Raw genomic sequence first — 23,332 nt, 5'->3', positions numbered from 1 at the left:
TGCTCGTGATTCCGATGTCGGCGGTGCCCCTGGAAATCAACGTGTGCTTGCCCCAGCCGCCGTAGCCGCCTTCGTCGGCAGGGCCGCCAGGAACCGTAAACACGCTCTCGGTGCTGAACACGCCATCGGAAGCGCGATTCGAGTTCACCACGGTGGGCGAACCAAACGGCGTTCCCGCGCTCCAACCGTCGAAATCGCCGGTTTCAAAGGACGTAATCAACGCGGCCGAAGCCACGCCCGAAAAACACAGGAAACCGAGCGTCAGGACCGTCCTGACCAAGCAGATCTTTTTCTTCATGAGAACGACTCCAGAAAAGGTGCAAATCTTGCAGACAACAGCAGCGCAGAAACGCCGAAGACGAGACCCAACCAAAAGTGCAGCTACGTTGGCTCGACAACGCAAACATCCCCGACGGCGCCACTGGAGGCATTGCGCGACCAGCAATCCCTTAGACCAAGACTATCTGAGGAGATTCAACTCACCGTCGGCACAGTTCCGGCGGCACGCCAGCCGCCAAACGACAGAGGAGCAGACCTCCCCAGAGGAGGCTCTGGACGGGGAAGTAACGCCTTGCGAGCGTCGCAAAGGGCGAAATCCGTACGGTTGTACGCACTGCGACACAGCCCAGGACCTGCTGCCCCGCAGGCCTGGAATTCTCAGCTTGTCTCGCCCTTCAGCAGGATTTAGCGGTGAATCGCCGAATCTCGCAGGCTTTTTGGTTGCTTTGCCGAATTTCCTGGGCAATTGGCAGGCCGAGCGGCCGCTTCGGAGAGATAGCGATATTGCCTATTTCCGCAGCGCCGGGCGAATCGAAGCCGCTTTCTTCGCGGACGAGAACGACGGCGCCGCTCGTCTTGAGTCCTTGCCCGCCGGAACGGCCGTGGAGCCCGTCCGGGGCGGTCGTCGGCAACAAGTAGGCCGCGATCCCCCTGGAATATGAGGACGTCGTCGCCTCCCTGCGGCACGATCGGAGACGGCGATCGCCTTCTGACAGCCGGCCGTGTCGATCGTCACGACGGCCTCATCAATGTCGAAACGATTCAGCCACTGCGGCTAGCCGTAGTCTCGTTCGATTTCACGTCAGCCGCGACCTGTCCCGTCCTGACGCCGCGGTCCGACTAAGGCAGGGCAATTGGGCTAGCCGCCGCTTGAGTCAGACGCGGCAGTCGCGACGCGCAACAGTTCGCGGCGCCACGTTGCGGCCCCGGGGTGCTCGGTGTAGTACATGGCGTTGGGCTCCACGCCGACGCCGACGAGGTCGTCGATCGCGCGGGCGTAACCGCAGCGAGTCGCGATGCGCGGCAACGCCGCGCCCCAAACGAGCGCAAGCGCCAAGACGCCGACTGCGGCAACCGTGCGGTTACTTGTCCAGGGTTTGCGCGGCATTGGGAAACCACCAGGTGAACGCGGCGTAGGCGACGGCCAGGGTCAGCGCCAGATTCAGCCCTTGCCCCGTCACGTACAGCGCCAGGGCCTTGCCCCCGGCGAGTTGGCGTCGCAATACGGAGACGTTCGTCTCGAGCCCGATCGACACGAACGCCAAGGCAAAGAACCAACCGCGGAGAACGGCGGTCGCGCCGGTGGCGCCTGCAACCAGTTCCTCTCCGGCGGGCGAGGACAACGAACCGGCGGTGAACGCGGCCGAGACGGCCAGGAATCCTAGGACGAACTTAGGCATCCTTCTCCAGATTTCACGAGCGTCGGGTTTCGCACCGCCTTGTCGCTCGACGAAGGCGACCCAGTAGGTCGCCACGCCAAAGGCCACGATCCCGATCAGCACGTTTTGGATCATCTTGACGGTCGTCGCGACCAGCAGGGCTTGATCCCCCAGCATCGCCCCCGCGACTCCGACGGCGCCGGTCGAGTCGATCGTCCCGCCGATCCAGGCCCCGCCGACGACGGGCCCCAGGCCGAGCAATCTCACGACGGGGGGCATCGCGACCATCATTGCCGCGGTGAAGGCGAGCGACAGGCCGATTGCGACCGACAGTTCCTCGCGTTTGGCGCGGCAAGCCGCCGCCGTGGCGATCGCCGCCGACACGCCGCACACGGACATGTCGGCGGAGATGACCATGTTGAGCGACGGCGATTCGATCCGCAGCACGCGCTGCCCGAACCAGAAGGTCGTCACCAGCACGATCGGCGTCACGAGCCACGAGATGCAGATCCCGGGCAGTCCCAAAGCGAGCAGGTTCTGAAGCAGGACCTCGGCCCCCAACAGGATCAGCCCGGACTTCAGATACAATTCGGTCCGCACCGCCGGACGCCAACTGTGGGGGACGCCGCAAAGATTGCTCAGAAGGCCCCCAAGCAGCAGGGCCCAGACGGCGTACTCCAATCCGTAGTATCTGACGACGGCCTGCTTGGAAAGCACGACGGCGACAACGGCCAGAGCAAAGACGGGGACGAAGGCAAGCGCGAGACGAATTCGCCCCGGGGTGACGACGCAGAGCCCCGCCAGCAGCGCCGCGGCCGCGACCACGAGCCCCCCCGAGACGCCCTGCAGACTCTCCGCGGGACTTTGGCTCCAGCCCTTGGGATTTTGCAGCCAACCGCGCAACGTCGGGCCGAAGCCCGCGCCCTCGGCCGCGACCGCCAGGGCGAGCAGCGTCCCCGCGACGGCGATCGCTTGAAGATCGTCGCTGAAGGTTCTCCGCTGTTCCATGGATTGCCAGAAGTGCGGTTGCCCGGAGCGAGATCCCGACCCGCCCCAGAAACCGAAGCCGGCCGGCGCTTCGTGTCCGACCGATGCTCAAGAAAAAGCGAGCTTGCTCATGCACGTCAGCGCGAGCAAGAACGACTCCCGTCTGCTGGACGCCTTCTCAACTCATTCCTTGATCATATCCCGCACCGTACAGCCGCCGGGGATCATGGGCAGCACGTGCTCTTGATACGGGGCCGCGACGTCGAGGACGTACGGGCCGTCATGGGCGAGCATCTCCTCGATTGCGGCCGGGAGGTCCGCCTTCTTGTCGACGTACCTGGCGCCGCAGCCGAAACCCTTGGCGATGCCGACGAAGTTCGGATAGCGCTCGCTCGGATCCGTCGAGCCGATGCCGTCCCCTTGGCCGCTCCACTCGGGGTTGTCGATGGGGCCGAGGTACGTGTGGGCGCGGTTGCCCTGCATGAAGCGGTCCTCCCACTGGACGACCATCCCCAGGTGCTGATTGTTGAGCAGCAGCACCTTCACGGGCAGCTTTTCGCAGACGCAGGTGGCCAGTTCCTGGACGTTCATCAGGAAGCTGCCGTCGCCGTCAATGTCGATGCAGAGCCGATCGGGGTACGCCGCCTGGGCGCCCATTGCGGCGGGGAGTCCGAAGCCCATGGTCCCCAACCCGCTGGAACAGAGCCAGCGCCGCGGCTCCTCGAACTTGTAGAACTGGGCGGCCCACATCTGGTGCTGGCCCACTCCCACGGCGATCACCGGGTCGAGTTCGCGGGTCATCTCCCACAGCGTGCGGATCGCGTGCTGCTGCAGGATGCCGGGATAGCTCTCGTCGTACTTGAACGGCTCGTCGGCCTTCCACTTCTTGCACTTGGCGACCCACGGGGCCATGTCCTCGGGAGGCTCGACGATCTGGTTGAGCTCGCGCAGCGCGAACTTCACGTCGCTGCAGACCGGGATGTGAGCCGGCTTGTTCTTGTTGAGCTCCGAGGCGTCGATGTCGACGTGGATGATCTTGCCGTGCTTGCAGAACTCCTCGACTTTGCCGGTGACGCGGTCGTCGAACCGCACGCCCAGGGCGATCAGCAGGTCGGCCTCGTCCACGGCGTAGTTGGCGTAGACGCTGCCGTGCATTCCCAGCATGTCGAGCGACAGCGGGTCGGACGAGGGAAAGGTCCCCAATCCCATGACGGTCGTGGTGATCGGAATGCCGGTCTTGCGGACGAGCGTGCGCAGCTCGTCGGCCGCTTCGGCGGTGACGATCCCCCCGCCGGCGTAGATGATCGGCCGGCGAGCGAGTTTGATCGCCGCGGCGATCTGATTGATCTGCTCCGGCCGAGCGAGCGGCGGATCGAATGAATACCCCGGCAGATTGAGCGGAGCGTCGTAATCGGGAATGCAACTGGCAAGCTGCACGTTCTTGGGCATGTCCACCAGCACCGGACCGGGGCGACCGGTCGTGGCCACGAGGTACGCCTCGCGCATCACGCGGGCCACGTCGTTGACGTCGGTCACCAGATAGTGGTGCTTGGTGATGCCGCGGCAGACCTCGACGATCGGGGTTTCTTGGAACGCATCGCTGCCGATGACGCTGGTCGGGACCTGCCCGGTGATGGCGATCAGGGGGACGCTGTCGAGCTTGGCGTCGGCAATGGCGGTCACCAGGTTCGTGGCCCCGGGACCGCTGGTGGCCATGCACGCACCGACGCGCCCTGTACAGCGGGCGTAGCCCTGGGCGGCGAAAGCGCCCCCTTGCTCGTGACGCGGCAAGATTGTGCGCAACTGGTCTCCGAACCGCGTGAGGGCCTGATGCAACGGCATGCTGCACCCGCCGGGGTAGGCGAAGATCGTGTCGATCCCCAGATTCACCAGCGATTGCACCAGGATGTCGGACCCGGAAGTGAGCTCGCCCTTGGTACGCACTTTGTCGATCGTCGCCACTCTTGCACCTCGGTAATGTCTGTCGCGGAGAATCGTTCGCCGCGCGCCACGCGGCAGGAGTCCGGCAGTCGCGCTGCGCGGTCGTCAGCAGGGAGGGACCCCTGCGCCGGCCTGCGGGTTCAACCGCGGGACACGGGCGTCGTAAACCTCTTTATGGTAAGCCACTTATGGCTCGGGAACAAGCGTTTCCCCGGGAGGTCGAACGGGGCGAAACGGACAATCTGTGCGGATGCCGGCTCGTCCGAGAACGGGTTCCGCATCCCGTGTTTTCGCACCGACAAGCGGGCGAATCCTCTGAAAGGTCCGCCCTGCTTGGGGGAATCAGCAGCGACGTCCAGAAAGGGTCCCTGCGATCCCGGGGCGAGACCGGCCCCTGGGCAATCAGGCGTTCACCCGCCGCGGAATCGTGAACGAGTAGAGGATCACCACCGCTCCGGCCGCCATGAGGCTCCAGGGGGCCCAATCGGGCGGGTTGACCTCTTTCACGGGAGCCGAGGCGGGGGCTTTCTCGGGCTTCTTGAGCACCGCCTTCTCGATGGCCAGCGCTTCGACCCCCAGGATGGCCGTCGACACCCCCAACGCCAAGAACAGCGATCGCCACATGACGTGTCAATCTCCAAACGGGGGAGGCAACTCGCGCGGTCGCGCTCTTTCGCGGAGCGACCCATGCTGTCATCGACCACGGCAGATCAAGCGGTGCAGCCGTTCGCCGGGCGTCGGCGCAAATTTGCCGACGACGCGGTCGCCTGGCGCCGGGGCTGCGGATTGTATCGACTCGCACCGTACGCCGGACGCAAAACCTTGCCCTTGGCCCCGGGGTTGGTCGACAATGAGCCCCCTGCCGCCGTCTTGCCTGAGCGTCGACCGCTGCGCCGGCGCTCGCCTCCTTTCACTGATCGTCACCGAGGTTGCGATGATTGCATCCCGTCGAGTCTGCCGATTGTTCGTGTCGACCATCGCATTCATGACGCTGGGGATCACGTGCTCGGCCAGCGCCACGGCCTCGGATTGGCTGCGGTTCCGCGGACCCAATGGCTCGGGAATCTGCCCCGACGCGGCGCCCCTGCCTACGGAGTTCGGCCCGGATAAGAATCTTGCCTGGCAAATCGAACTGCCGGGCCCCGGTTCGAGTTGCCCGATCGTCGTCGGCGAGCGCGTGTTCGTCACCTGCTGGAGCGGGTACGGCCTGAGCCGCGACAACCCCGGCGATCAGGCGAATCTGAAGCGCCACTTGGTCTGCGTCAATCGTCGCACGGGCGAGGTGATCTGGAACAAGTCGATCGACCCCTTTCTGCCCGAAGACAACTACGGCGGCATGTTCGCCGAGCACGGGTACGCTTCGCACACCCCGGTGAGCGACGGCGAGCGCATCTACTGCTACTTCGGCAAGACCGGCGTCGTAGCGTTCGACATGAACGGCGAGCAGTTGTGGACGAAGTCGTGCGGAACCGAATCGGACCCGCGAGATTGGGGAACCGCCTCGAGCCCGATCTTGCATAACAACGTCCTGATCGTCACCGCCGCGGCTGAGAGCGAGGCGATGATCGGATTCGACAAGACGACCGGCGAGGAATTGTGGCGGCAGGAGGCGAGCGGCTTCTCGGGCACCTGGGGCACTCCCGTACTGATGAAGGTCGACGACCAGCGGACCGACTTGGTGATCGGCGTGCCGTACGAAATCTGGAGCTTCAACCCCGACACCGGCAAGCTGCGGTGGCACGCCAAGGGGATCGACAGCAATTCGTTCTGCGCGAGCCTCGTGCCCGGCGACGGCGTCGTATACGGCATCGACGGTCGCGAAGGAGGCGCCGTGGCCGTCAAGGTCGGCGGCGAAGGGGACGTGAGCGACTCGGCCGTCGTCTGGCGCAGCCAGCAGAGCAACCGGATCATCACCCCCGTCAAAGTGGATGATCGCATCTATTATTTCGGCCGGGGAATCGCTTACTGCGTTGACGCGGCCAACGGCAATAAAACGTACCAGGCGCGGATGAACGGCTCGGGAGCGGTCGCCCCTGCCGGGGGGCCCGGCGGCGGGGGCTTCGGCGGAGGCGGAGGACGCGGCGGCGCATTTCGCAGCGGCGATTACGCCTCGCCTGTCGTGGCCGACGGCAAGATCTACTTTCCCGCCCGACGAGGCGACATCTTCGTCGTGGCGCTGGGAGACAAGTTCGAACAGCTTGCCGTGAACCGCCTGAGCGACGACGACGAGGAGGACTGGAGCAGCACCCCCGCCGTGAGCGACGGGCAACTCTTCATCCGCTCGAGCAAACGTCTGTACTGCATCGCGAACAAGCAAGAGACCGCCGGCAAACCCGCCGCCGAGACGCTGCGCTAGACTTGGCCGCAACGTGGCGCCGCAACGTGGCTTTGTTCCAAGCCGTGAAATCGAGCCGCGGGCGCAAGGGCCCGGATCCCTTGAAGTGCTCTCGATCGGTTTCGCTTCGCCCGCGGTCATCGCCGCTCAGTTCCTCGATTGGGGCAAAGCCTAAGCACAGTCAATTTCCAGGGGGGCATCGCGGTGCTACGACCCCAGCCACGCTCCCTGACAGTGCGACTGGCGTCACCGCCAGCGCGGCGGCGCCTCGCGCTGCCGGCTTCTTGACGTGAAGAGCGCCGCGAGCGGCTGCAACGCTTCCTTCGGAGCACGGACTTCGCACCGGCGCGAACGCGCTGCGCGGGTGCGAGATTCGTCCGCGACTTTCTTCCGCAATCTCGCGCTTTGCTCGCCAACCAAGTTTGGAGCCGACCTCGGAACTCATTAGAATCGGCCGTGTCGGTGATCTGGTTGAGGCGGCTGGTTTCGACGGGAGAGAATTCGATGCTGCGCTACCGTTCTCGCTGCGCGTTTGTCAACGGCTTAAAGCGTGCAGAGGCCGTGCGCCCGAAACGTCGCCCGGGTTTCACCTTGGTGGAATTGCTGGTGGTCATTGCGATCATCGGCGTTTTGGTTGCGCTGCTGTTGCCGGCCGTGCAGGCGGCCCGCGAAGCGGCCCGGCGGGCGCAATGCATGAACGCCCTGCACAACTTGGCGATCGCGGTGCTGAACTTCGAATCCGCGAAGAAAGCCCTGCCGCAGTCGAGCGACGCCAACCTCGACGCCACCGGCGACCGCGTGCAGTTGTACACCGGCTCGCAACTGAGCTGGATCGTCCGCGTGCTGCCGTATATGGAATCCTCGTCGCTCTACGATCAGTTCGATCTCAAGAAGTCGTTCACGACGTACATCGCGGAGAACATCAGCCAGGTTCCGACCCCGGAAGCGGCGCAGCCGGCCCTGCTGTTGTGCCCCTCGGACAACGCCCAAGGCCGGCTGTACGGCGGCGGGGCCCGGATCAACTACAACGGCAACCGCTTGTTCGGCAAGGGCAACTACGTGGCTTACGCCAGCGCCGAACACATCGAGTGCCAGCTCCAGGCGCCCGGTTCGCTGCTCAACGTTCCGCAGCCATTGTCTCGCATCAGCGACGGGACCTCGCAGGTCCTCATGCTCACCGAGGTCCGCACGCGGGACGAGCCCTCCGACGAGCGGGGGGCGTGGGCGATCGCCTGGACCGGCACGAGCATCCTGGGCGCCGACGTCCACGGGGCGGGAGCGTCGCTGGTGCGCATTTGCGGGATCGCGGCGGCGACGCGTCCCTCCTATTCGCCCACGAACATACACGCGTCGTACGCCTTGCTCCCCAACGCCCCGGTTCCGGCCTTGCCGGAAGGCGCCAAGGACAACCTGCGAAACTGCAACAACCCGGAGGACGCCGACCTCTTGGGAATGCCGTGCCGCGTCCGCGACGATACGTCCGCCGCACCGCGCAGCCAACATCCGGGGGGCGTCAACGGGGCGCACGTCGACGGCAGCGTACGCTGGGTCAACGACAACGTCGACGTGGTGTTCTTCGGTCGACTCGTCTGCAGCAATGACGGCCAAGTCCTGGCTGAATAGCGTGAATCGGCCGTTCAGTCGCCGCCGAAACCGCGTTGCCCGCCGAGCGCCGACCGAGCCGCGACTCTCTCAAACCGCAATTCCCGAGCGATCGCTAGCATGAAAAGCGCATTGCCTCTCGCGACGGTCGTCGCAGGCGTCTTGCTGTTAGTCTGCAGTCTGCTGTGGAACGTCCTGTTCCCGGCAAGTCGGGTCTGGACCAAGGACAAGAGCGCCCAACTCACGCAGCTTGGAAATCAAGCGACGGAACTCAAGCTGCAACTGCTCAAGGCGAGCCAGCGACCCAGCATGCACTCGGGACAAAGCGCCGCGGAGTTGCAGGAGCAGTACGACAAGGTCTCCGCCGAGTATACGGCGCTCTACAACCAATTCCACAAGGCCAGCGAGTCGCCCAAGACGACCGTCGCCTATCTGAAGTGGACCGGCATCGGCGTCATCCTGCTGGGGGGGGCGCTGACCCTCGCGGCACGCGGAGCGTGACGACGATGGCGCCGCGTCGGCGCGGAACTTGCCGAACTCGCTCGCCGACCTCCGCCCCTGATCGCCGACCTCTTGTCTGCTCACATGTCGTAATACAAGCAGAACTCATACGGATGGGGCCGCAGGGCCAACGCCGTCACTTCATTGGTCTTCTTGTACCAGATCCACGTGTTGATCACGTCCTGCGTGAAGACGTCGCCGCGAAGCAGGAACTCGTGGTCCTTGGCCAGTGCGTCGAGCGCTTCGCCGAGCGACGCCGGCGTCGTGGGAACCTTGGCCAGTTCCTCCGGTTCGAGGTCGTAAATGTCTTTGTCGAGCGGATCGCCCGGATGGATCTTGTTTTGAATCCCGTCGATCACCGCCATCAACAGCGCCGAGAACGCGAGGTACGGATTGCTGCTCGGGTCGGGGCAACGGAACTCGATCCGCTTCGCCTTGGGACTGGGACTGTACATCGGAATTCGGCACGCGGCCGAACGGTTGCGCTGCGAATAGGCCAAGTTCACCGGCGCCTCGAACCCCGGGACCAGCCGCTTGTAGCTGTTGGTCGTCGGGTTGCTGAAGGCGAGGATCGCCGGAGCGTGGGCCAGGATGCCGCCGATGGCGTAGATCGCCTCGTCGCTGAGACCCGCATAGCCGTTGCCGGCGAACAGCGGGTCGTCTCCCTTCCACAACGAGATGTGGGTATGCATCCCCGATCCGTTGTCGCTGAACAGCGGCTTGGGCATGAAGGTGACGGTCTTGCCGTGCCGCCTAGCGACGTTCTTGACGATGTACTTGTACATGCACATCTGGTCGGCCATGGTCACCAACTCGTTGAACCGCAGATCGATCTCGCTTTGGCCGGCGGTGGCCACCTCGTGATGCTGCGCCTCGACGTCCATGCCGCAGTCGATCATCGTCTGCATCATTTCGTTGCGCAAATTCATGAGCTGATCGGCCGGGGGTACGGGGAAGTACCCCTCCTTGTGCCGAATCTTGTAGCCCAAGTTGGGACGCTCGTCGCGACCGCGATTCCACTGCCCCTCGACGCTGTCGAGGAAGAAATACCCGCTGTTCGGGGTCTGATCGAACCGGACGTCGTCAAAGACGAAGAACTCGGCCTCGGGCCCGATGTAACACGTGTCGGCCACGCCGGTGCTTTTCAGGTAGTTGACCGCCTTGCGGGCGACGTTTCGCGGGTCGCGGGTGTAGTCCTCGCGCGTGATCGGGTCCTGGATGTTGCAGATCATCGAGACCGTCGGCAGTTCGCAGAACGGGTCGATGACGGCCGTGTCGGGCTGCGGGACCAGCAGCATGTCGCTCTCGTTGATCGCCTGCCAGCCGCGGATGCTTGAGCCGTCGAAACCCAGGCCGTCCTCGAACACCTCTTCGTCGAGCTTCGCGACGGGAATTGTGAAGTGCTGCCACAACCCGGGAAAGTCCATGAAGCGCAAATCAACGGCCTTCACGCCGCGCTCGCGGCACAAGGCGAGAACGTCTTGGGGAGTCATGCGAGGAAGATCCTTTGCGCGATGGACGAGGAGAAAGCCGGCTGATCGCGACCAGCGATCGGACGAACGCGAGTCGCTGCGGTCGGCCGACGGTCGTCAGCTACCTTGATACAACAGAAAACCCCGCTTCGCCACAAGGACGAAGCGGGGTCGGCGAGGATTTCAACAGTTGGCGCGCTCATGCAAGCGTTCCAAGCCCTGGCGAGCGGGGGGCGGACGCCCCGCTGGTCGCCGGCAAGGAAACTACGAGCGCAGAGTCGCCAGGATTCGCGACGTAACCTTGTAGGGGTCGGCGTTCGACGCGGGGCGGCGATCCTCCAAGTAACCCTTCCAGCCGTTCTGGGCGGTGCCGATCGGGATCCGGATCGACGAGCCGCGATCGCTGACGCCGTAGCTGAACTTTTCGATCGACTGCGTTTCGTGCAGGCCGGTCAGACGCTGGTTGTTGTCGGAACCGTAGTTCGCGATGTGGGCCTCGTGATTGGCGCGGAACTTTTCGCAGATGCCCTTGATCAGATCCTCGCCCCCCTTCTCGCGAATCTCGGTCGTGGAGAAGTTGGTGTGCATGCCGCTGCCGTTCCAGTCGCCCTTGACCGGCTTCGGATGGAACTCGACGAAAATCCCGTACTTCTCGGCACTGCGCTGGAGCAGATAGCGGGCGATCCAGGCGTCGTCGCAGGCTTTTTTGGCGCCTTTGCCGAACAGTTGATATTCCCACTGCCCCTTCATCACTTCGGCGTTGATGCCGGTGACCGACAGGCCCGCTTCGAGACAGGCGTCGAGATGCTCCTCGACCAGATCGCGACCGACGCAGTTCTTGGTGCCGACCGAGCAGTAGTACGGCCCCTGCGGCCCCGGGTAACCGTCCTTGGGGAAGCCCAACGGCCGACCGTCGAGCATCAGGGTGTATTCCTGCTCGAAGCCCAGCCACAAATCGTCGTCGTCCTCGAACGAACCGCGGATGTTCGAGGGGTGGATCGATCCGTCGGCCGACAAGACCTCGCACATCACGATCGAGGCGTTCTTGCGCTCCGGATCCTTGACGATGCGGACCGGCTTCAGCAGGCAGTCCGACGAGTGCCCTTCGGCCTGCTGCGTGCTGGAGCCGTCGAACGACCACATCGGGCAGTCTTCGGGCTTTTTCGGCTCGCTGTCGACGACCTTGGTCTTGCTGCGCAGGTTCGGCTCGGGGGTGTAACCGTCGAGCCAGAGGTATTCCAGTTTGTAAGCCATGTTCTTGCGATGCTCCTGAAATTCAATGAGCGGAGACTTGGGGGACCATGCATCCGTGCCCAATTGTCGCGGTGGTCGGCGACGGGTCGATCGCCCGGCGACGGCAACGCGGAAATATGTAATCGCCCGTGGGAGCGGTCACGCGGAGAGAAACTCCGCGGGCCGTCGTCGGCGGGTGTCGAGGAACCGGCGTAGGGCGAACCGGAGCGTTCGCCGGGCAGGACCGCGCGGCCCGCGCCCTGGGACCGAGCGCGGGCGATTCCACATCGTAGAGTCGCCTGTGCCGATCGCCTAGCGGGGGGAGCGTCTCCGGGGCCAAAATCGGTCCGCGCCGGGGGTTCGGGTACTCGAAACGGGGATGAGTCCTCCTGCAAACAAGCCGCATCGCCCCGGGCGCACACACGAGCCCGTCGGGAGAGTCGCGGGGGGAATCGGGGAACCACAGGCACGCAGCTCCCCGCTGCCGAACAACCGCCCGCACCGCCTGCTTGCGGCAGGCCGCCGGGGGGAGGTCGGTTGGAAGAAGGATGCTCCGCCTGAGGCATCACGGCCGGCGCGTACGCGAGCCGCAATGGACGGGTGCAACAACGGCGCCAATTCGCGCCGATTCGGGATGGCCCGCTGTAACCGTTTGCGCGATAATCACTAAGGTCCCGGCGAGACGGGTTTGCGGTTCCTGGCAACGGGCGCCGATGCCCGCGGGGGAGGCAGGCGATGCCGGCAAGTTCGGCACTGCCCCGGGTCGTCGCGACCGCCGCCGCACTCAAGAATGACGCTCTCCCCGCACCTCTGTCCTCGACCGGCCGACTTCGCCCCCCTCTTCGCTGCCACTGCTCATTGATGGCCCTTCCCCTGCCCCAACCTGAACCGCGTCGGTTGAAGTTCCTCCCGACCAAGGCGACGTTCCAGCTCCGCGAGCCGTTGGGCAACGGGACGGTGGGGGCCGTCTACAAGGCCGAGAGCCCCGATTTCGACCACCCGGTGGCGATCAAACTGCTCCACCCGTCGATCTCGCACGACCAGAACATCGTCGACCGCTTCCAGCGCGAAATCCAGATCATGGAACGGCTGAAGCATCCCCATATCGTCCGCCATTACGGCGGGGGAATCATGGACGGGCAGTTCTTCTATGCGATGGAACTGCTCGACCACGGATCGCTCAAAGACCGCTTGCAACAATACGGTCCGCTGAAGTGGCCCCAGGCCGCGGCGTTTGCGGCGCAGATCGCCTCGGCGCTGCAGCACGCTCACAACCACGGCATCATTCACCGCGATCTCAAACCGAGCAATCTGTTCTTCGGCGCCGACGGACGACTGATCTTGGGCGACTTCGGAATTGCCCGCGACACGCACGACGCCGACATCACGGCCGACGGCATCACGGTGGGAACCTACGCCTACATGTCCCCCGAGCAGATCTGCGCCGACGCCTCGATCACGGGCAAAGCGGACCTGTACTCGCTAGGGTGCGTCGTCTACGAGATGCTCGTCGGCAAGCCACCGTTCGTGGGGGCCAACTTCGCGCAGATCTGGGACCAGCACTTGCACCGCGAGCCCGCGGGGATCCGGGCCCAGGGAATCGAGTGCCCGGGATGGCTCGAGCAGCTCGTGATGCAGCTCTTGGAAAAGGACCCCGAGCGACGGCCGTTCAACGCCCGATCCGTGCAGGGCGCCATCAAAGATCATCTCACCGACGAGTTCGGCGACGATCTGGCGCAACTTACCCAGGACTTGCCGCCGCTCGAGGACCTTCAGACCGGGCCCTCGCCGCTGCGCATCGCCCTGGCCGCAGCGGTCGTTGCGGCGATCGTTCTGGCCGCAATCCTCGCCGGGCGGTGATCCGGCGACGTCCGGAGCGGCTTCGCCGCGACCTTACTCGTCGTCGTTCACGGCGGCCTGATCTTCGTCCGCTTCCGCAGCGTCAGCGTCCGGTTCGTCGGCGACGTCGAGCGACGACGAATCACTGGCCGGGAAGAGCGCCGCGTTGATCTCCGGCAGCATAACCTTGGCGAAAGCGACCGCGACGTTGTCGTTCGCGTCGACCTCGTCCGGAGTCACGCGGGCCGTGAAGTACAGCTTGTAAAGCGCGTCGTTGTTGCCGTAGGAGCGGCGCGGGTTCGGATCGGGCGCTTCCCATGTATCGTGCTCGGGCTCGTTGCCGTTCCACGACCAGAACACTCGCACGCGGTGGGCGCCCCCCTCCTCGGAGTTGAACTCGGCGGTGTAGAACTCCGCCGCCTTCTCGCCGGGGGCCTTGATCTCGTGCTTGAGCTGGGTCTTCACCTGGCGAAAACCCTGGCTGATGTAGCAAATGTTGGGGGTGTGCCGGCAGACGTCGCGAGCGTGGCCGCAGATGAGCCACAGATCGACCGACTCGCCCGTGTCGGCGTTCAAGTAAGTGCGATTGATGTGATTGACGGCCCCCGCGACGCGCAGGATTTCCTTGTCGACGTCCTTGTCTTCGCCGGTCCAGGAGGTGCCGGGAATCTCGATCGGAATCTTGGCGAACCGCTCGGCGACGACCTCGGCGGAAATCCCGGAGCCGCGAAAGCGATCGGAGATAACCGCTTCCCAGGCGGACAAGCCCAACAGCAGGGCGACGGCGAAGCCAATCGGCAACCAAGCACGAATCATGACGAGCGGACCTAAACGGTGGTCGAAAAGGGGCAGTGTTCGAAACGGAGCGCCGGCCGCGACGCCGGCGGGCAAGAGGGCTAGTTTCACGGTAGGCGCCCCTCGCGGGGGTGTCAACGGGCGCCGGCTGCGGGGACGGCGCCGACGAAGCCCGCCGCAACCCGTCGTCCCGGACAATCAGCGGAGCCGGCGCAATCGGACCGGGGAGAAGGCGACGCCCCTCGCCCATGCCGTGGCTAGTGCGGCTTGGCGAGAGGGACCTGAGACGCGGGCGCGTCGGCGGCTCGCTCATGAGCGCCCGTTTCGATCCGCTCGTTGTGCTCGCCGATCATCTTCGCGATGTCTTCATCGGCAAAGCCGCGGTCGATTACGTCGAGCGGGTCCCAAGAGAGCTCCGACCACAGAAACGCCTCGACGATCGGGACCTCGCGCGGGGGCGCCGCGAGGAATTCGAGCAGCGCCCGGTGGTAGTCGACGCGGAATTTTCGCATACCCGGTTCGAGCCACGGGCTTTGCCACGAGTTGGCGACTCCCTCCCAAGGTCGCAGCGCGGCCGCCAGCGGAAGAGTCGCCGGGCGATTGCCCCCGGCTCCGCCGCCGAGGCCGACCTCGGTGAACACGAGCGGCAACGTCCGATGCCCCTTCACTCCGAGCTTGTCGAGCCCCGCATAAAACTGCTCGACCGCGCCGGCAAAGTCCCCCGCGTCAGGGGGGAGCATGAACCACCGATACTGCGACATCCCCAGCAAATCGCTCTCCGCCAGCAGCGCGTTGAGCGCCGCGATCTGCTCGGCCGACGGATTGGCCTCGCTCGCTTGATTGTCAAAATTCAGACTCACCCCTAATCGCCGCCGCGGACCGCCGGCGCGGTCGCGGATCTTGCCGATCATCTGGCGATACGCCTCGGGGTGCTCGAACACGCTGCGGCCCATCTCGCCGCAGAGCGACAGGTCGACGACCGCGTCGGCGGGCATTTCCGCCGCGGCCGCCTCGACGATCGGCTCGATCAGCGCCTCGCGATACGTGAAGCCCTCGTACTCGGCGAGCGGATCGAACCGGAAGCGGTTTCGCCACTCGTCGATCTTGCCCGTGGAATTGAGATGGGCGGCGACCGAGACGCCGAGCCCCAGTCGCGCCGCTTCGGCGAACGCCTTCCGCAGCGTCGTGCGGAACTCGGCCAGCGACTTCTCGTCGAGCTGTACGTGCCGGCGCTCGCTCTGCACGAAGTAGCGCTGCACTTGGAACTGTTCGTCGATCTCGACATGCAGCGTGACGACCAACTGCACGCGGCGAAAACCGAGTTCCGCAACGCGTCGCAGTTGCGCCGGGACGTCGTCGTGATGGAATTTGTGGTACAGGATGGCCGACGGATAGAGCCCGGCGCCGGAAGGGACCGATTCGGCTTTCGCAGCCGGCGCCTCGGCCGACGCCAGTTGGCTGCAGACCAGCCCCTGCGCGACCAAGACGAGGAGCCCGCCGACGACCACGACGCGACGAACGACAGGCATGGCGATTCTCGAACGGGCGACGGACAGAGGACTCGACCGGCGGACGGCAGACGCACTACTTCCGGCGCGAACGGAGCCACAACGCCAGCAGCCAAGCGCCGACGAACAGCCCCGAACACCCGGCCATGACGGCCAAACGGCGGACGTCGCGGTCCGGGGTTTGCGAGTCGATCCCCAAATACGACCCCAGCGCCAGCACCGCCCCCCAAACAGCGACCGCCCCGATCGTCAGCGTTAACAGTCGGCGGCGTTGTGCAACGTCGTCCATCTCAATTCGAGGGTTCGGCAAAGGGGAGACGGAAAAAAACGGCGACGACGTTATCGCACATTATCGTAGCACACCCTGACCTCGTTGGCCGCTAACGTCGCTGACGTCGCGCCGCGCGCTGGCGGACCAGATGCAAGGATTGCTCGAAGTGCTTCTGGATCCGCAAGAACTGCTGCAGGTCGCCGCCGCGGTCGGGATGAGCGTCTTTGACCCGCTCGCGATATGCAGCCCACAACTGCTCCTCGCTGCAATGGGCGTCGACCCCGAAAGTCTCCAAACACGGCGGCCGGTCGCGGAGCACCCAGTAGGGAACCGTCGTCGGGGCCTGGACGATCACCGCCAGCGCCCGCCGCAATGATCGCAGGTAGCGCCGCACGTCGATCGCCAGAAACACGTACCCAAGCGCCGGCAGCCCCAACGCGATCGCCCCGAAGAGCCCAAGCGCCGGCCAGTCGGCGCCGTTGGGCCAAGTCGCAGCGGCGGCAAGCGGCGGAACCATGAACCGGGGCCAGGAACGGAGTGACGGGGGAACGCTCCGTCCATTCTAGAATCGCGGCCGGAACGAATGAATCCCCGCGTTCACAGCGACCGATCCGGCTGTGCCGCTCGGGATTTGCGCGCCTGGCAAAGCGCCGCGAAAGCGGCGACCAGCACAACCAAGGCAGCGGCGCCCGGCTCGGGGACGCTTCCGGCGGCGGGGGAAGCCTCGACCGCCGACGCGGCCCGCTGCCAAGCGAGGAAATCGGCCCCGTCGACGTTGCGGTCGACGTCCGCGTCGCCGTCGATGCGCCGGGCCGTGCCGGAAAGTCCGAAACCGGCTTGCCAAGCCGAAAGATCGGCTCCGTCGATCACCCCGTCGGCGTTGAAGTCCTCGTCCGCCGGCCCGGCGAGCTGCGACAGCGGGTTGTGCGACACGTTGTCCAGATAGACGACCGCGCTGTCCGTGCCGGCGAAGAAAATCGAGTCGATGGTGAGCGTGGGCCCCGTGATGACGCCGTCGCCGGTGGCCCAGGCCTCCCACTGCGCGGGGTCGTTGAGATTCCATTGGTAAAGATGCCACTGCCCGTCGGCGATCACGTCCTTGACGATCCCGCGATCAGCGCTCGTGGGATCGTCCAGCGCAATCCGCACCGTGACGCCGGGATCGTTGGTTTTAAGCCAAAAGCCGATGTGACCCGTCGCGGGGAGCGCCACGTTGCCGCTGGGATCGGCGGGCGTGCCGAGGCCCGAATTGTGCCGAATCTGCCAGGCGCCCCCTGTCGACACGAAGTTCAACTCCTGCGACCCGACCCCCGTGTGGGCCTCGGTGGTGACGCGCTCGATCGTCGTGGCAGGGGACAGCCCGAACGTCTGCGACGCCGGCGACGTGTTGTAAGCCCAGCCGAAGCGGCCTTCGTCGACCTCGAAGTCGTCCAGCACGTTCCCCATTCCCGGGACCGGCGGCGCCGCAGCCGTCGTCACGCTCAACAAACCCGTTCCCGTAATAAGCGGGGTGGTGAACTGCGCCGCCGAACCGATTCCTCCCCACGTCCCGGCAGCCTGCGGGGCGCCGTCGATGTAGAACGAACGAATGAGATCGGTCCCCGCGAAGTTCAAGTCGAGCGTCGCCCCGCTGGTAAGGTACACGTCGGCGCTGTTGGCGAGGTACGGCGTGGTCGTCCGGAGCGTGCCGGCGTGGACGGCGGTGTCGCCGGCGTACGTGTTGGCGCCGGTCAGGGCGAGCGTCCCGGCGCCAGTCTTCGTCAGGCCGCCGTTGATCACCGGGGCGCTGATCGTCAAATCGACGGCCGCGGCGCCGTTGGCGACGTTGAAGGTGCGCATCTCGCCCCCCAGATCGACGCGACCCGACTGCCCGCCGCCGCTGCCGTTGGCGACGACCGCCGCGGCGCCCGCAAGAGGAGTGAAATTCAGGTTGCCCGACAGCAGCAGCCGAGCCGGGTTGGACGCATGGGGCATCAAGTTCAGCCGCGCCAGCGACAATGTTCCCGTACTGCCGACCGTGAAGGTCTGCTGCGCGTCGATCTGCAACGTATTCACGTTCAAATTGCCGGAGCCGACCAACGAGGCGGGGCCCGAGAACTGCGCTGAGATCGGCCCCGAGCGGGCGGCGCTCGGAAAGTTGACCGTGTCGGAGACGTAGTTCGGGTCGTAGTTGATCGTGAGCGTCCCGCCGGTGACGGCGAGCGTCTCGCGCATGTAGAGCTTGCGGACGTTGTGCGTCCCGGTCGAAACCGTGACCGTGACGGCTGCGTTCGGGCGCTCGATGATCACCGTATCGTGCTGCCCCGAGGTCGGCCCGCTGCCGGCGGCGCCCGGCAAGCGAGGCGTCGGCAAGACGGTCGTTCCCTGCACGGGGCTCTGGTTGGGGGCGACGATCGGCGCGACCGCCGCCTGACCGCTGTTCCAGTTGGCCAGCGTGCTCCAGTCGCCGCTGGAGTCGTTCATCCACACCGCGGGGACGAGCTTGTCCTTGACGAACTCAATGTCGCCGCGGGCGACGTTGACGTCCATCGCGCTCGAGATGCCCGACACGGGGCCGGTGCTGGCGTACTGCCAAAAGTCCCACGGCTCGCTCACGCCGTAGTCGTCCCACGGACCGTAGTACGCGTTGTTCGTCGTCGGGGTCGTCTTGGGGCTGCCGGTTTGGATGGGGATCGAACCCGGGTCGCTTTGGTTCGCGTACCGCGCATCCCACAGCACAGGAAAGGCGGGACCGACGACGCTGGGCGTGTACTGCGCGGGCTGAGCCAGTTGATTCCGCAGCGACGCGGAGGCGTTTTGGAGAATGCTCGAGTAGTTGCCGTTGATGTACATTGCCGGCCGGATGCCCATGGCCTCGTAGATGCGATTGGAGAAGTCGAGCGAGAACTGGGCGATCTCGTTTGCCGTTCGGTCTCCTTGTCCCGCTTCCAAGTCGTACACGGGAACCAAGTACCCGGGGCGCATCCACGCGCCGGCCATCTCGATGAAGTGATTCGCCTCGTCCGAGCCGGTGTTGGAAACCTGGACGACCGACCCGTCGGAGTTGGTCTTCTCCGCCACCACGTCGAGCCGAGCGAAGTGGTACGGCCCGGCGAACATCCCCGCCGTCGTGGCGCGGGTGATGTTCTGGCCGAAGTAGGGATCGTCGTACCGCTGCGACCCCGTGTAGGAGTTGTTCCCGGGAGTGAACCCGTCGGCCCGACGATCGAACCCGGTCGTCCCGCCGCGGCTCGAGCGAATGAACGCAAACCGCATGTTGCTGCTGTTGTAGGCCGAGTTCCATCCCGACTGCGAGATGTTCCCCTGCCACGCCGAGACGTCGATCCCCGTGATGCGCTGCGCGAGCGCAACTGGCGCGACGGCGCCAAGGAGGGCGACGGCTAGGATCGAGCAGCCGAACCTCGCCAGATCGCGGCGCGGACGCGCAACGCGAGAGGCATGAGCGAATCGTGAAAGCGACAAGGGACTGCCTCTTCGTTCCGAAGCGATGGCGCACACAAGAAGCCGGCGCAACTCGGCGGGAGGTCGTCGGCGACGACCGGAAGGCAAGCGGCCTCTGCTTGCAGTATAGGTAGCCGACGAGGAAGTCGACAACAAACCGGCGACATGCGCCAACCGCGAATCGCGTCCGCTACGCAAAAACGCGAAGCGAGTGCGCATGCCTTGGTGTCGGGCCTCGGGCGACGATCTATGATGACGGCATGAAAACTCTTCTCGACACTCCGCGAGGCTCGGCGCGCTCGTCGGGACGGCCGGTATTGGTCGGTTGGCTGGCGATTAGCCCAGTGGTTTTGCTGCAGCCGGTCTTCGGTCAGCAACTCGGCGACGACGCCCCGCCGGCGGTGCAGCGCGAATTCCGCGCCGCCTGGATCGCCACCGTGGCGAACATCGATTGGCCCTCGCGCCCCGGGCTCACCGGCCAGCAGCAGCAACAGGAGCTGATCGCCCTGTTGGATTGCGCCGCCGGATTGCGCCTCAACGCGGTAATCCTGCAAGTGCGGCCCGCCGCAGATGCACTCTACGCATCGAAGCTCGAACCATGGTCCGCTTACCTGTCGGGAACGATGGGCAAGCCGCCGGCGCCGTACTACGACCCGCTCGAGTTCGCCGTGCGGGAAGCCCACCGCCGCGGGATCGAGCTGCACGCGTGGTTCAATCCCTATCGGGTGCAGCATCCCGACGCCAAGGGAGGAGTCGCGCCCAATCACGCCAGCCGCACGATGCCTGACGCGGTGAAGCAGTACGGCAAGTACCTGTGGTTCGATCCGGGCGAACCGGCCTCGGTCGATCGGTTCATCGCCGTGGTCGCCGACGTCGTCGCGCGGTACGACGTCGACGGGGTCCACCTGGACGACTACTTCTATCCGTACCCGATCAACGACGACGCCGGCAAACCGGTTCCCTTCCCCGACGACGCCAGCTACGAGCGGGCGGTCGCCGCGGGCGAGACGCTCGAGCGCGACGATTGGCGCCGGCAGAACGTCGATCGGCTGGTCGAGCGGATGTATCGCGAAGTGAAACGACTGCGACCCGAGGTCAAGGTCGGCATTAGCCCGTTCGGCATCTGGCGCCCCGGCAATCCGCCGGGGATCACCGGGTTTGACCAGTACGCCAGCCTGTACGCCGACGCCCGCAAGTGGCTGCGAGAGGGGTGGGTCGATTACTTCACCCCGCAGTTGTACTGGCCGATTGAGAAGCAGCAGCAGAGTTATCCCAAACTCCTGGCTTGGTGGGCCGAAGAGAACGTGCACGGGCGGGAACTTTGGCCGGGGAACTACACGTCGCGAGTGCGAACCTCGGCGCGCGTCCCCGCCGACGACCAACACTGGGAAGCGACGGAGATTCTCCGCCAGATCGAAGCGACCCGCGCCCAACCGGGCGCCCGCGGGAACGTCCACTTCAGCATGAAGGCGCTCGCCAAGGACTACGACGGCTTGGCCGAGAAACTCCGTGAGAATCTGTACGCAAAGCCGGCGCTCGTGCCGCCGCTGCCAGGAGCCGACGGCCCGATCCCCGCGACGCCGCAGGCGACCGCCGGGGCGTCGCGCGACGCGGTGACGGTGCGATTCGATCTGCCGGGAGCGAGTCGCCCCTGGCTCTGGGTCGTGCAACTCAAGCGAGGCGATCGCTGGGAAGCCGCCGTCGTCCCCGGGCACGAGCGACGGTACACTGCATCCGTCGCCGCCGGCGCCCGCGTGGTCGAGGCGTCCGTCTCGGCCGTGTCGCGCACCGGGCTCGAGGGCCCCGCGACCCGCGTCCTCCTCCAGCGCGATTGATCCGCCCCGTGACTCACGCCGACGCCGCCGCGAATTCCGCCCCCGCCGACCGCGGGCCCTGGCGCTGGATCCCGAGTCTCTACTTCGCCGAGGGGGTCCCCTACGTCGTCGTGATGACCGCCGCGGTCATCATGTACAAGCGGCTGGGCGTGTCGAACCGCGACATTGCGTGGTTCACCAGCGTGCTGTACCTGCCCTGGGTCGTCAAACCCCTGTGGAGCATGATCGTCGAGGGGCTCGGCACGCGCCGCCGGTGGACGGTGGCGATGCAGACGTTGGTGGCGGCGGGGTTCGCCGCCACGGCGCTCGCGCTGAATATGGGAGACTTCTTCCGCTACTCGCTCGCCACGTTGGCGTTCGTGGCGTTCATGTCGGCCACGCACGACGTGGCGGCCGACGGCTTCTATCTCGACGCGCTCGACGGCCATCAGCAGGCGTGGTTCGTCGGAATTCGCAGTACGTTTTACCGACTGGCGATGATCGTCGGGCAAGGGGTGCTGGTGATGCTTGCGGGGCTGATCGAAACCTCCTCGGGCCTGCCGTTGGAGCGGGCCCGCGTGGAGATCAGCGACGCTGAGCCGACGCGGCTCGTCGATGATTGGGCGAATTGGGCGCCCGACGAGAGCGACGACGGACCGCAACGGATCCTTGTGCGAAACGAGTCGTTCACGCTGGCGCTGACGGGCCGCCCCCCGGCCGAGACAAAGCAATTGATCGACGCGGCGCGCGAGTGGAACGTCGCGCATGCGTTTCACCCGGCCCCCGAAGCCCCCGCGACCCCGACGCCGGGGGAGAAGCCGGGCTGGATCGCACGTCTGGAGAGTTTGATCCGCGACAGGTTCGGCCCCCCGCAGCGCCAGCGCCGGGCCGACGCCGACCAGCGCGCCGGCGACCTGACGGCAATCATGATGCGCGTCTCCAAACCAGTCGAACCGGGGTCGAACCTCGTGGTGCAGTTCGACCGGGCCGAGGGGGATCCCAGCTTCGCGGTCGTCGAAGGGGAGCGATTCGTCGTGACCGCCGACAACTGGCGGCGACCGTTCGTCGCGATCGTCCAGGCCGACGCCAAGCTCGACGCCCCTTCGTCCGCGACGTTCGAACTCCGCTCAGGGGACGTGCGGCTGTCGTGGACGATCGTCTTCTACGCGCTCGCCGGGCTGTTTTGCTTGGCGTCGGTCTATCACGCGCTGGCCCTGCCGCGTCCCCCGGGCGACAAGCCGCATGGCGATTCAATCGTGTCGCTCGCGGGGCTGGCCGAACCGCTGGTGAGCTACTTCCGCAAGCCGGGGATCGTCCCGATGCTCGCGTTTCTGCTGCTCTACCGGTTCGCCGAGTCGCAGTTGGTGAAGATCGCCTCGCCGTTCTTGCTCGACTCGCGCGACGCCGGGGGGCTCGCTCTCACCACCGGCGAAGTGGGATTCGTCTACGGCACGGTCGGGGTGGTCATGTTGTCGCTGGGGGGGATCGTCGGCGGCATCGTCGCGGCGCGGCACGGGCTCAAACGCTGGCTGTGGTGGATGGTGCTGGCCATCAACCTGCCGAACCTCGCCTACGTCGTCCTCAGTTGCTTTCAGCCCGAGAGCTTCCTGGCGGTCAACGCGGCGGTGGCGGTCGAGCAGTTCGGCTACGGTTTCGGCTTCACGGCGTACATGCTGTACTGCATGTACGTCGCTCGGGGCGAGCACAAGACGGTGCACTACGCCCTGTGCACCGGCGCGATGGCGCTGGGGATGATGCTGCCGGGGATGGTCAGCGGCTGGCTGCAAGAGCTGCTCGGCTACGAGCGATTCTTCCTGTGGATTATGATCGCCACGATTCCCAGTTTCGCCGCCACGGCGTTCATCCCGCTGGACGCCGACTTCGGCCGTGACGGCGGGGCTTGAGCGCGGCGGGATGCGCCGCTTGCCGAACCTC

General features: G+C 65.7%; 19 protein-coding genes. 6 read left to right on the top strand and 13 right to left on the bottom strand.

All coding sequences use genetic code 11. From position 1 onward, the window contains the following. From KF688_10765 to KF688_10740, 6 genes are all read right to left on the bottom strand, one after another. On the bottom strand, positions 1-298 hold a 298-nt coding region (locus KF688_10765), incomplete at its 3' end, for a hypothetical protein (GenBank protein ID MBX3426151.1). A gap of 376 nt (positions 299-674) precedes the next feature. Next, positions 675-911, bottom strand: a complete 237-nt coding sequence (locus tag KF688_10760) for a hypothetical protein (protein ID MBX3426150.1) — start codon at positions 909-911, stop codon at positions 675-677. Between the two features lie 227 nt (positions 912-1,138). Further along, positions 1,139-1,387 (bottom strand): hypothetical protein, encoded by a 249-nt coding sequence (locus KF688_10755; GenBank protein ID MBX3426149.1) that lies wholly within the window; start codon positions 1,385-1,387, stop codon positions 1,139-1,141. Continuing rightward, positions 1,362-2,666, bottom strand: a complete 1,305-nt coding sequence (locus KF688_10750; GenBank protein MBX3426148.1) for a putative sulfate exporter family transporter — start codon at positions 2,664-2,666, stop codon at positions 1,362-1,364. Before KF688_10750 ends, KF688_10755 begins: the two co-directional genes overlap by 26 nt. A 162-nt stretch (positions 2,667-2,828) precedes the next feature. Beyond that, the gene (gene ilvB / locus KF688_10745; GenBank protein ID MBX3426147.1) at positions 2,829-4,607 is read right to left on the bottom strand and encodes a biosynthetic-type acetolactate synthase large subunit; all 1,779 of its coding nucleotides are present in this window, start codon (positions 4,605-4,607) and stop codon (positions 2,829-2,831) included. Between the two features lie 381 nt (positions 4,608-4,988). Then, positions 4,989-5,210, bottom strand: coding sequence for a hypothetical protein (locus KF688_10740; GenBank protein ID MBX3426146.1), 222 nt, complete (start codon positions 5,208-5,210; stop codon positions 4,989-4,991). 343 nt (positions 5,211-5,553) lie between these two features. On the opposite strand from KF688_10740, the gene KF688_10735 reads away from it, so the two are divergent. The 3 genes from KF688_10735 (at position 5,554) to KF688_10725 (ending at position 9,024) form a co-directional block, all read left to right on the top strand. After that, positions 5,554-6,942: a PQQ-binding-like beta-propeller repeat protein gene (locus KF688_10735; GenBank protein ID MBX3426145.1), complete on the top strand. Its 1,389-nt coding sequence runs from the start codon at positions 5,554-5,556 to the stop codon at positions 6,940-6,942. A 540-nt stretch (positions 6,943-7,482) separates the two neighbouring features. After that, positions 7,483-8,544, top strand: coding sequence for a DUF1559 domain-containing protein (locus KF688_10730; GenBank protein MBX3426144.1), 1,062 nt, complete (start codon positions 7,483-7,485; stop codon positions 8,542-8,544). Between the two features lie 99 nt (positions 8,545-8,643). Then, positions 8,644-9,024, top strand: a complete 381-nt coding sequence (locus KF688_10725; protein ID MBX3426143.1) for a hypothetical protein — start codon at positions 8,644-8,646, stop codon at positions 9,022-9,024. An 80-nt stretch (positions 9,025-9,104) separates the two neighbouring features. Here the strand turns inward: KF688_10725 and glnA are convergent, their stop codons facing one another. Beyond that, positions 9,105-10,517, bottom strand: a complete 1,413-nt coding sequence (gene glnA / locus KF688_10720; GenBank protein MBX3426142.1) for a type I glutamate--ammonia ligase — start codon at positions 10,515-10,517, stop codon at positions 9,105-9,107. A 243-nt stretch (positions 10,518-10,760) separates the two neighbouring features. Then, complete coding sequence (locus tag KF688_10715) at positions 10,761-11,738, bottom strand: glutamine synthetase beta-grasp domain-containing protein (protein ID MBX3426141.1); 978 nt, start codon at positions 11,736-11,738, stop codon at positions 10,761-10,763. Positions 11,739-12,590: 852 nt separating this feature from the next. Between KF688_10715 and KF688_10710 the strand changes: the two genes are divergently transcribed. Further along, positions 12,591-13,589: a serine/threonine protein kinase gene (locus KF688_10710; GenBank protein ID MBX3426140.1), complete on the top strand. Its 999-nt coding sequence runs from the start codon at positions 12,591-12,593 to the stop codon at positions 13,587-13,589. 33 nt (positions 13,590-13,622) lie between these two features. On the opposite strand, the gene KF688_10705 is transcribed toward KF688_10710, so the two are convergent. The 5 genes from KF688_10705 to KF688_10685 all read right to left on the bottom strand — a co-directional run bounded on the left by KF688_10705 (position 13,623) and on the right by KF688_10685 (position 19,604). Beyond that, on the bottom strand, positions 13,623-14,384 hold the full coding sequence (locus KF688_10705; GenBank protein MBX3426139.1) for an exosortase-associated EpsI family protein: 762 nt from the start codon (positions 14,382-14,384) through the stop codon (positions 13,623-13,625). 236 nt (positions 14,385-14,620) lie between these two features. Then, on the bottom strand, positions 14,621-15,892 hold the full coding sequence (locus KF688_10700; GenBank protein MBX3426138.1) for a hypothetical protein: 1,272 nt from the start codon (positions 15,890-15,892) through the stop codon (positions 14,621-14,623). Positions 15,893-15,947: 55 nt separating this feature from the next. Then, positions 15,948-16,160: a hypothetical protein gene (locus KF688_10695; GenBank protein MBX3426137.1), complete on the bottom strand. Its 213-nt coding sequence runs from the start codon at positions 16,158-16,160 to the stop codon at positions 15,948-15,950. 91 nt (positions 16,161-16,251) lie between these two features. Further along, positions 16,252-16,659 carry a hypothetical protein gene (locus KF688_10690; protein MBX3426136.1) on the bottom strand — a complete coding sequence of 136 codons (408 nt, stop codon included), beginning with the start codon at positions 16,657-16,659 and terminating at the stop codon, positions 16,252-16,254. An 80-nt stretch (positions 16,660-16,739) separates the two neighbouring features. After that, on the bottom strand, positions 16,740-19,604 hold the full coding sequence (locus KF688_10685; GenBank protein ID MBX3426135.1) for an autotransporter-associated beta strand repeat-containing protein: 2,865 nt from the start codon (positions 19,602-19,604) through the stop codon (positions 16,740-16,742). Between the two features lie 239 nt (positions 19,605-19,843). On the opposite strand from KF688_10685, the gene KF688_10680 reads away from it, so the two are divergent. Then, positions 19,844-21,418, top strand: a complete 1,575-nt coding sequence (locus KF688_10680; protein ID MBX3426134.1) for a family 10 glycosylhydrolase — start codon at positions 19,844-19,846, stop codon at positions 21,416-21,418. 8 nt (positions 21,419-21,426) lie between these two features. Next, positions 21,427-23,301 (top strand): hypothetical protein, encoded by a 1,875-nt coding sequence (locus tag KF688_10675; protein ID MBX3426133.1) that lies wholly within the window; start codon positions 21,427-21,429, stop codon positions 23,299-23,301. The last annotated feature ends 31 nt before the right edge of the window (positions 23,302-23,332 follow it).

It is taken from the genome of Pirellulales bacterium (genome assembly GCA_019636345.1).
GTDB lineage: Bacteria > Planctomycetota > Planctomycetia > Pirellulales > Lacipirellulaceae.
This window is presented reverse-complemented; position numbering and strand designations above follow the sequence as displayed.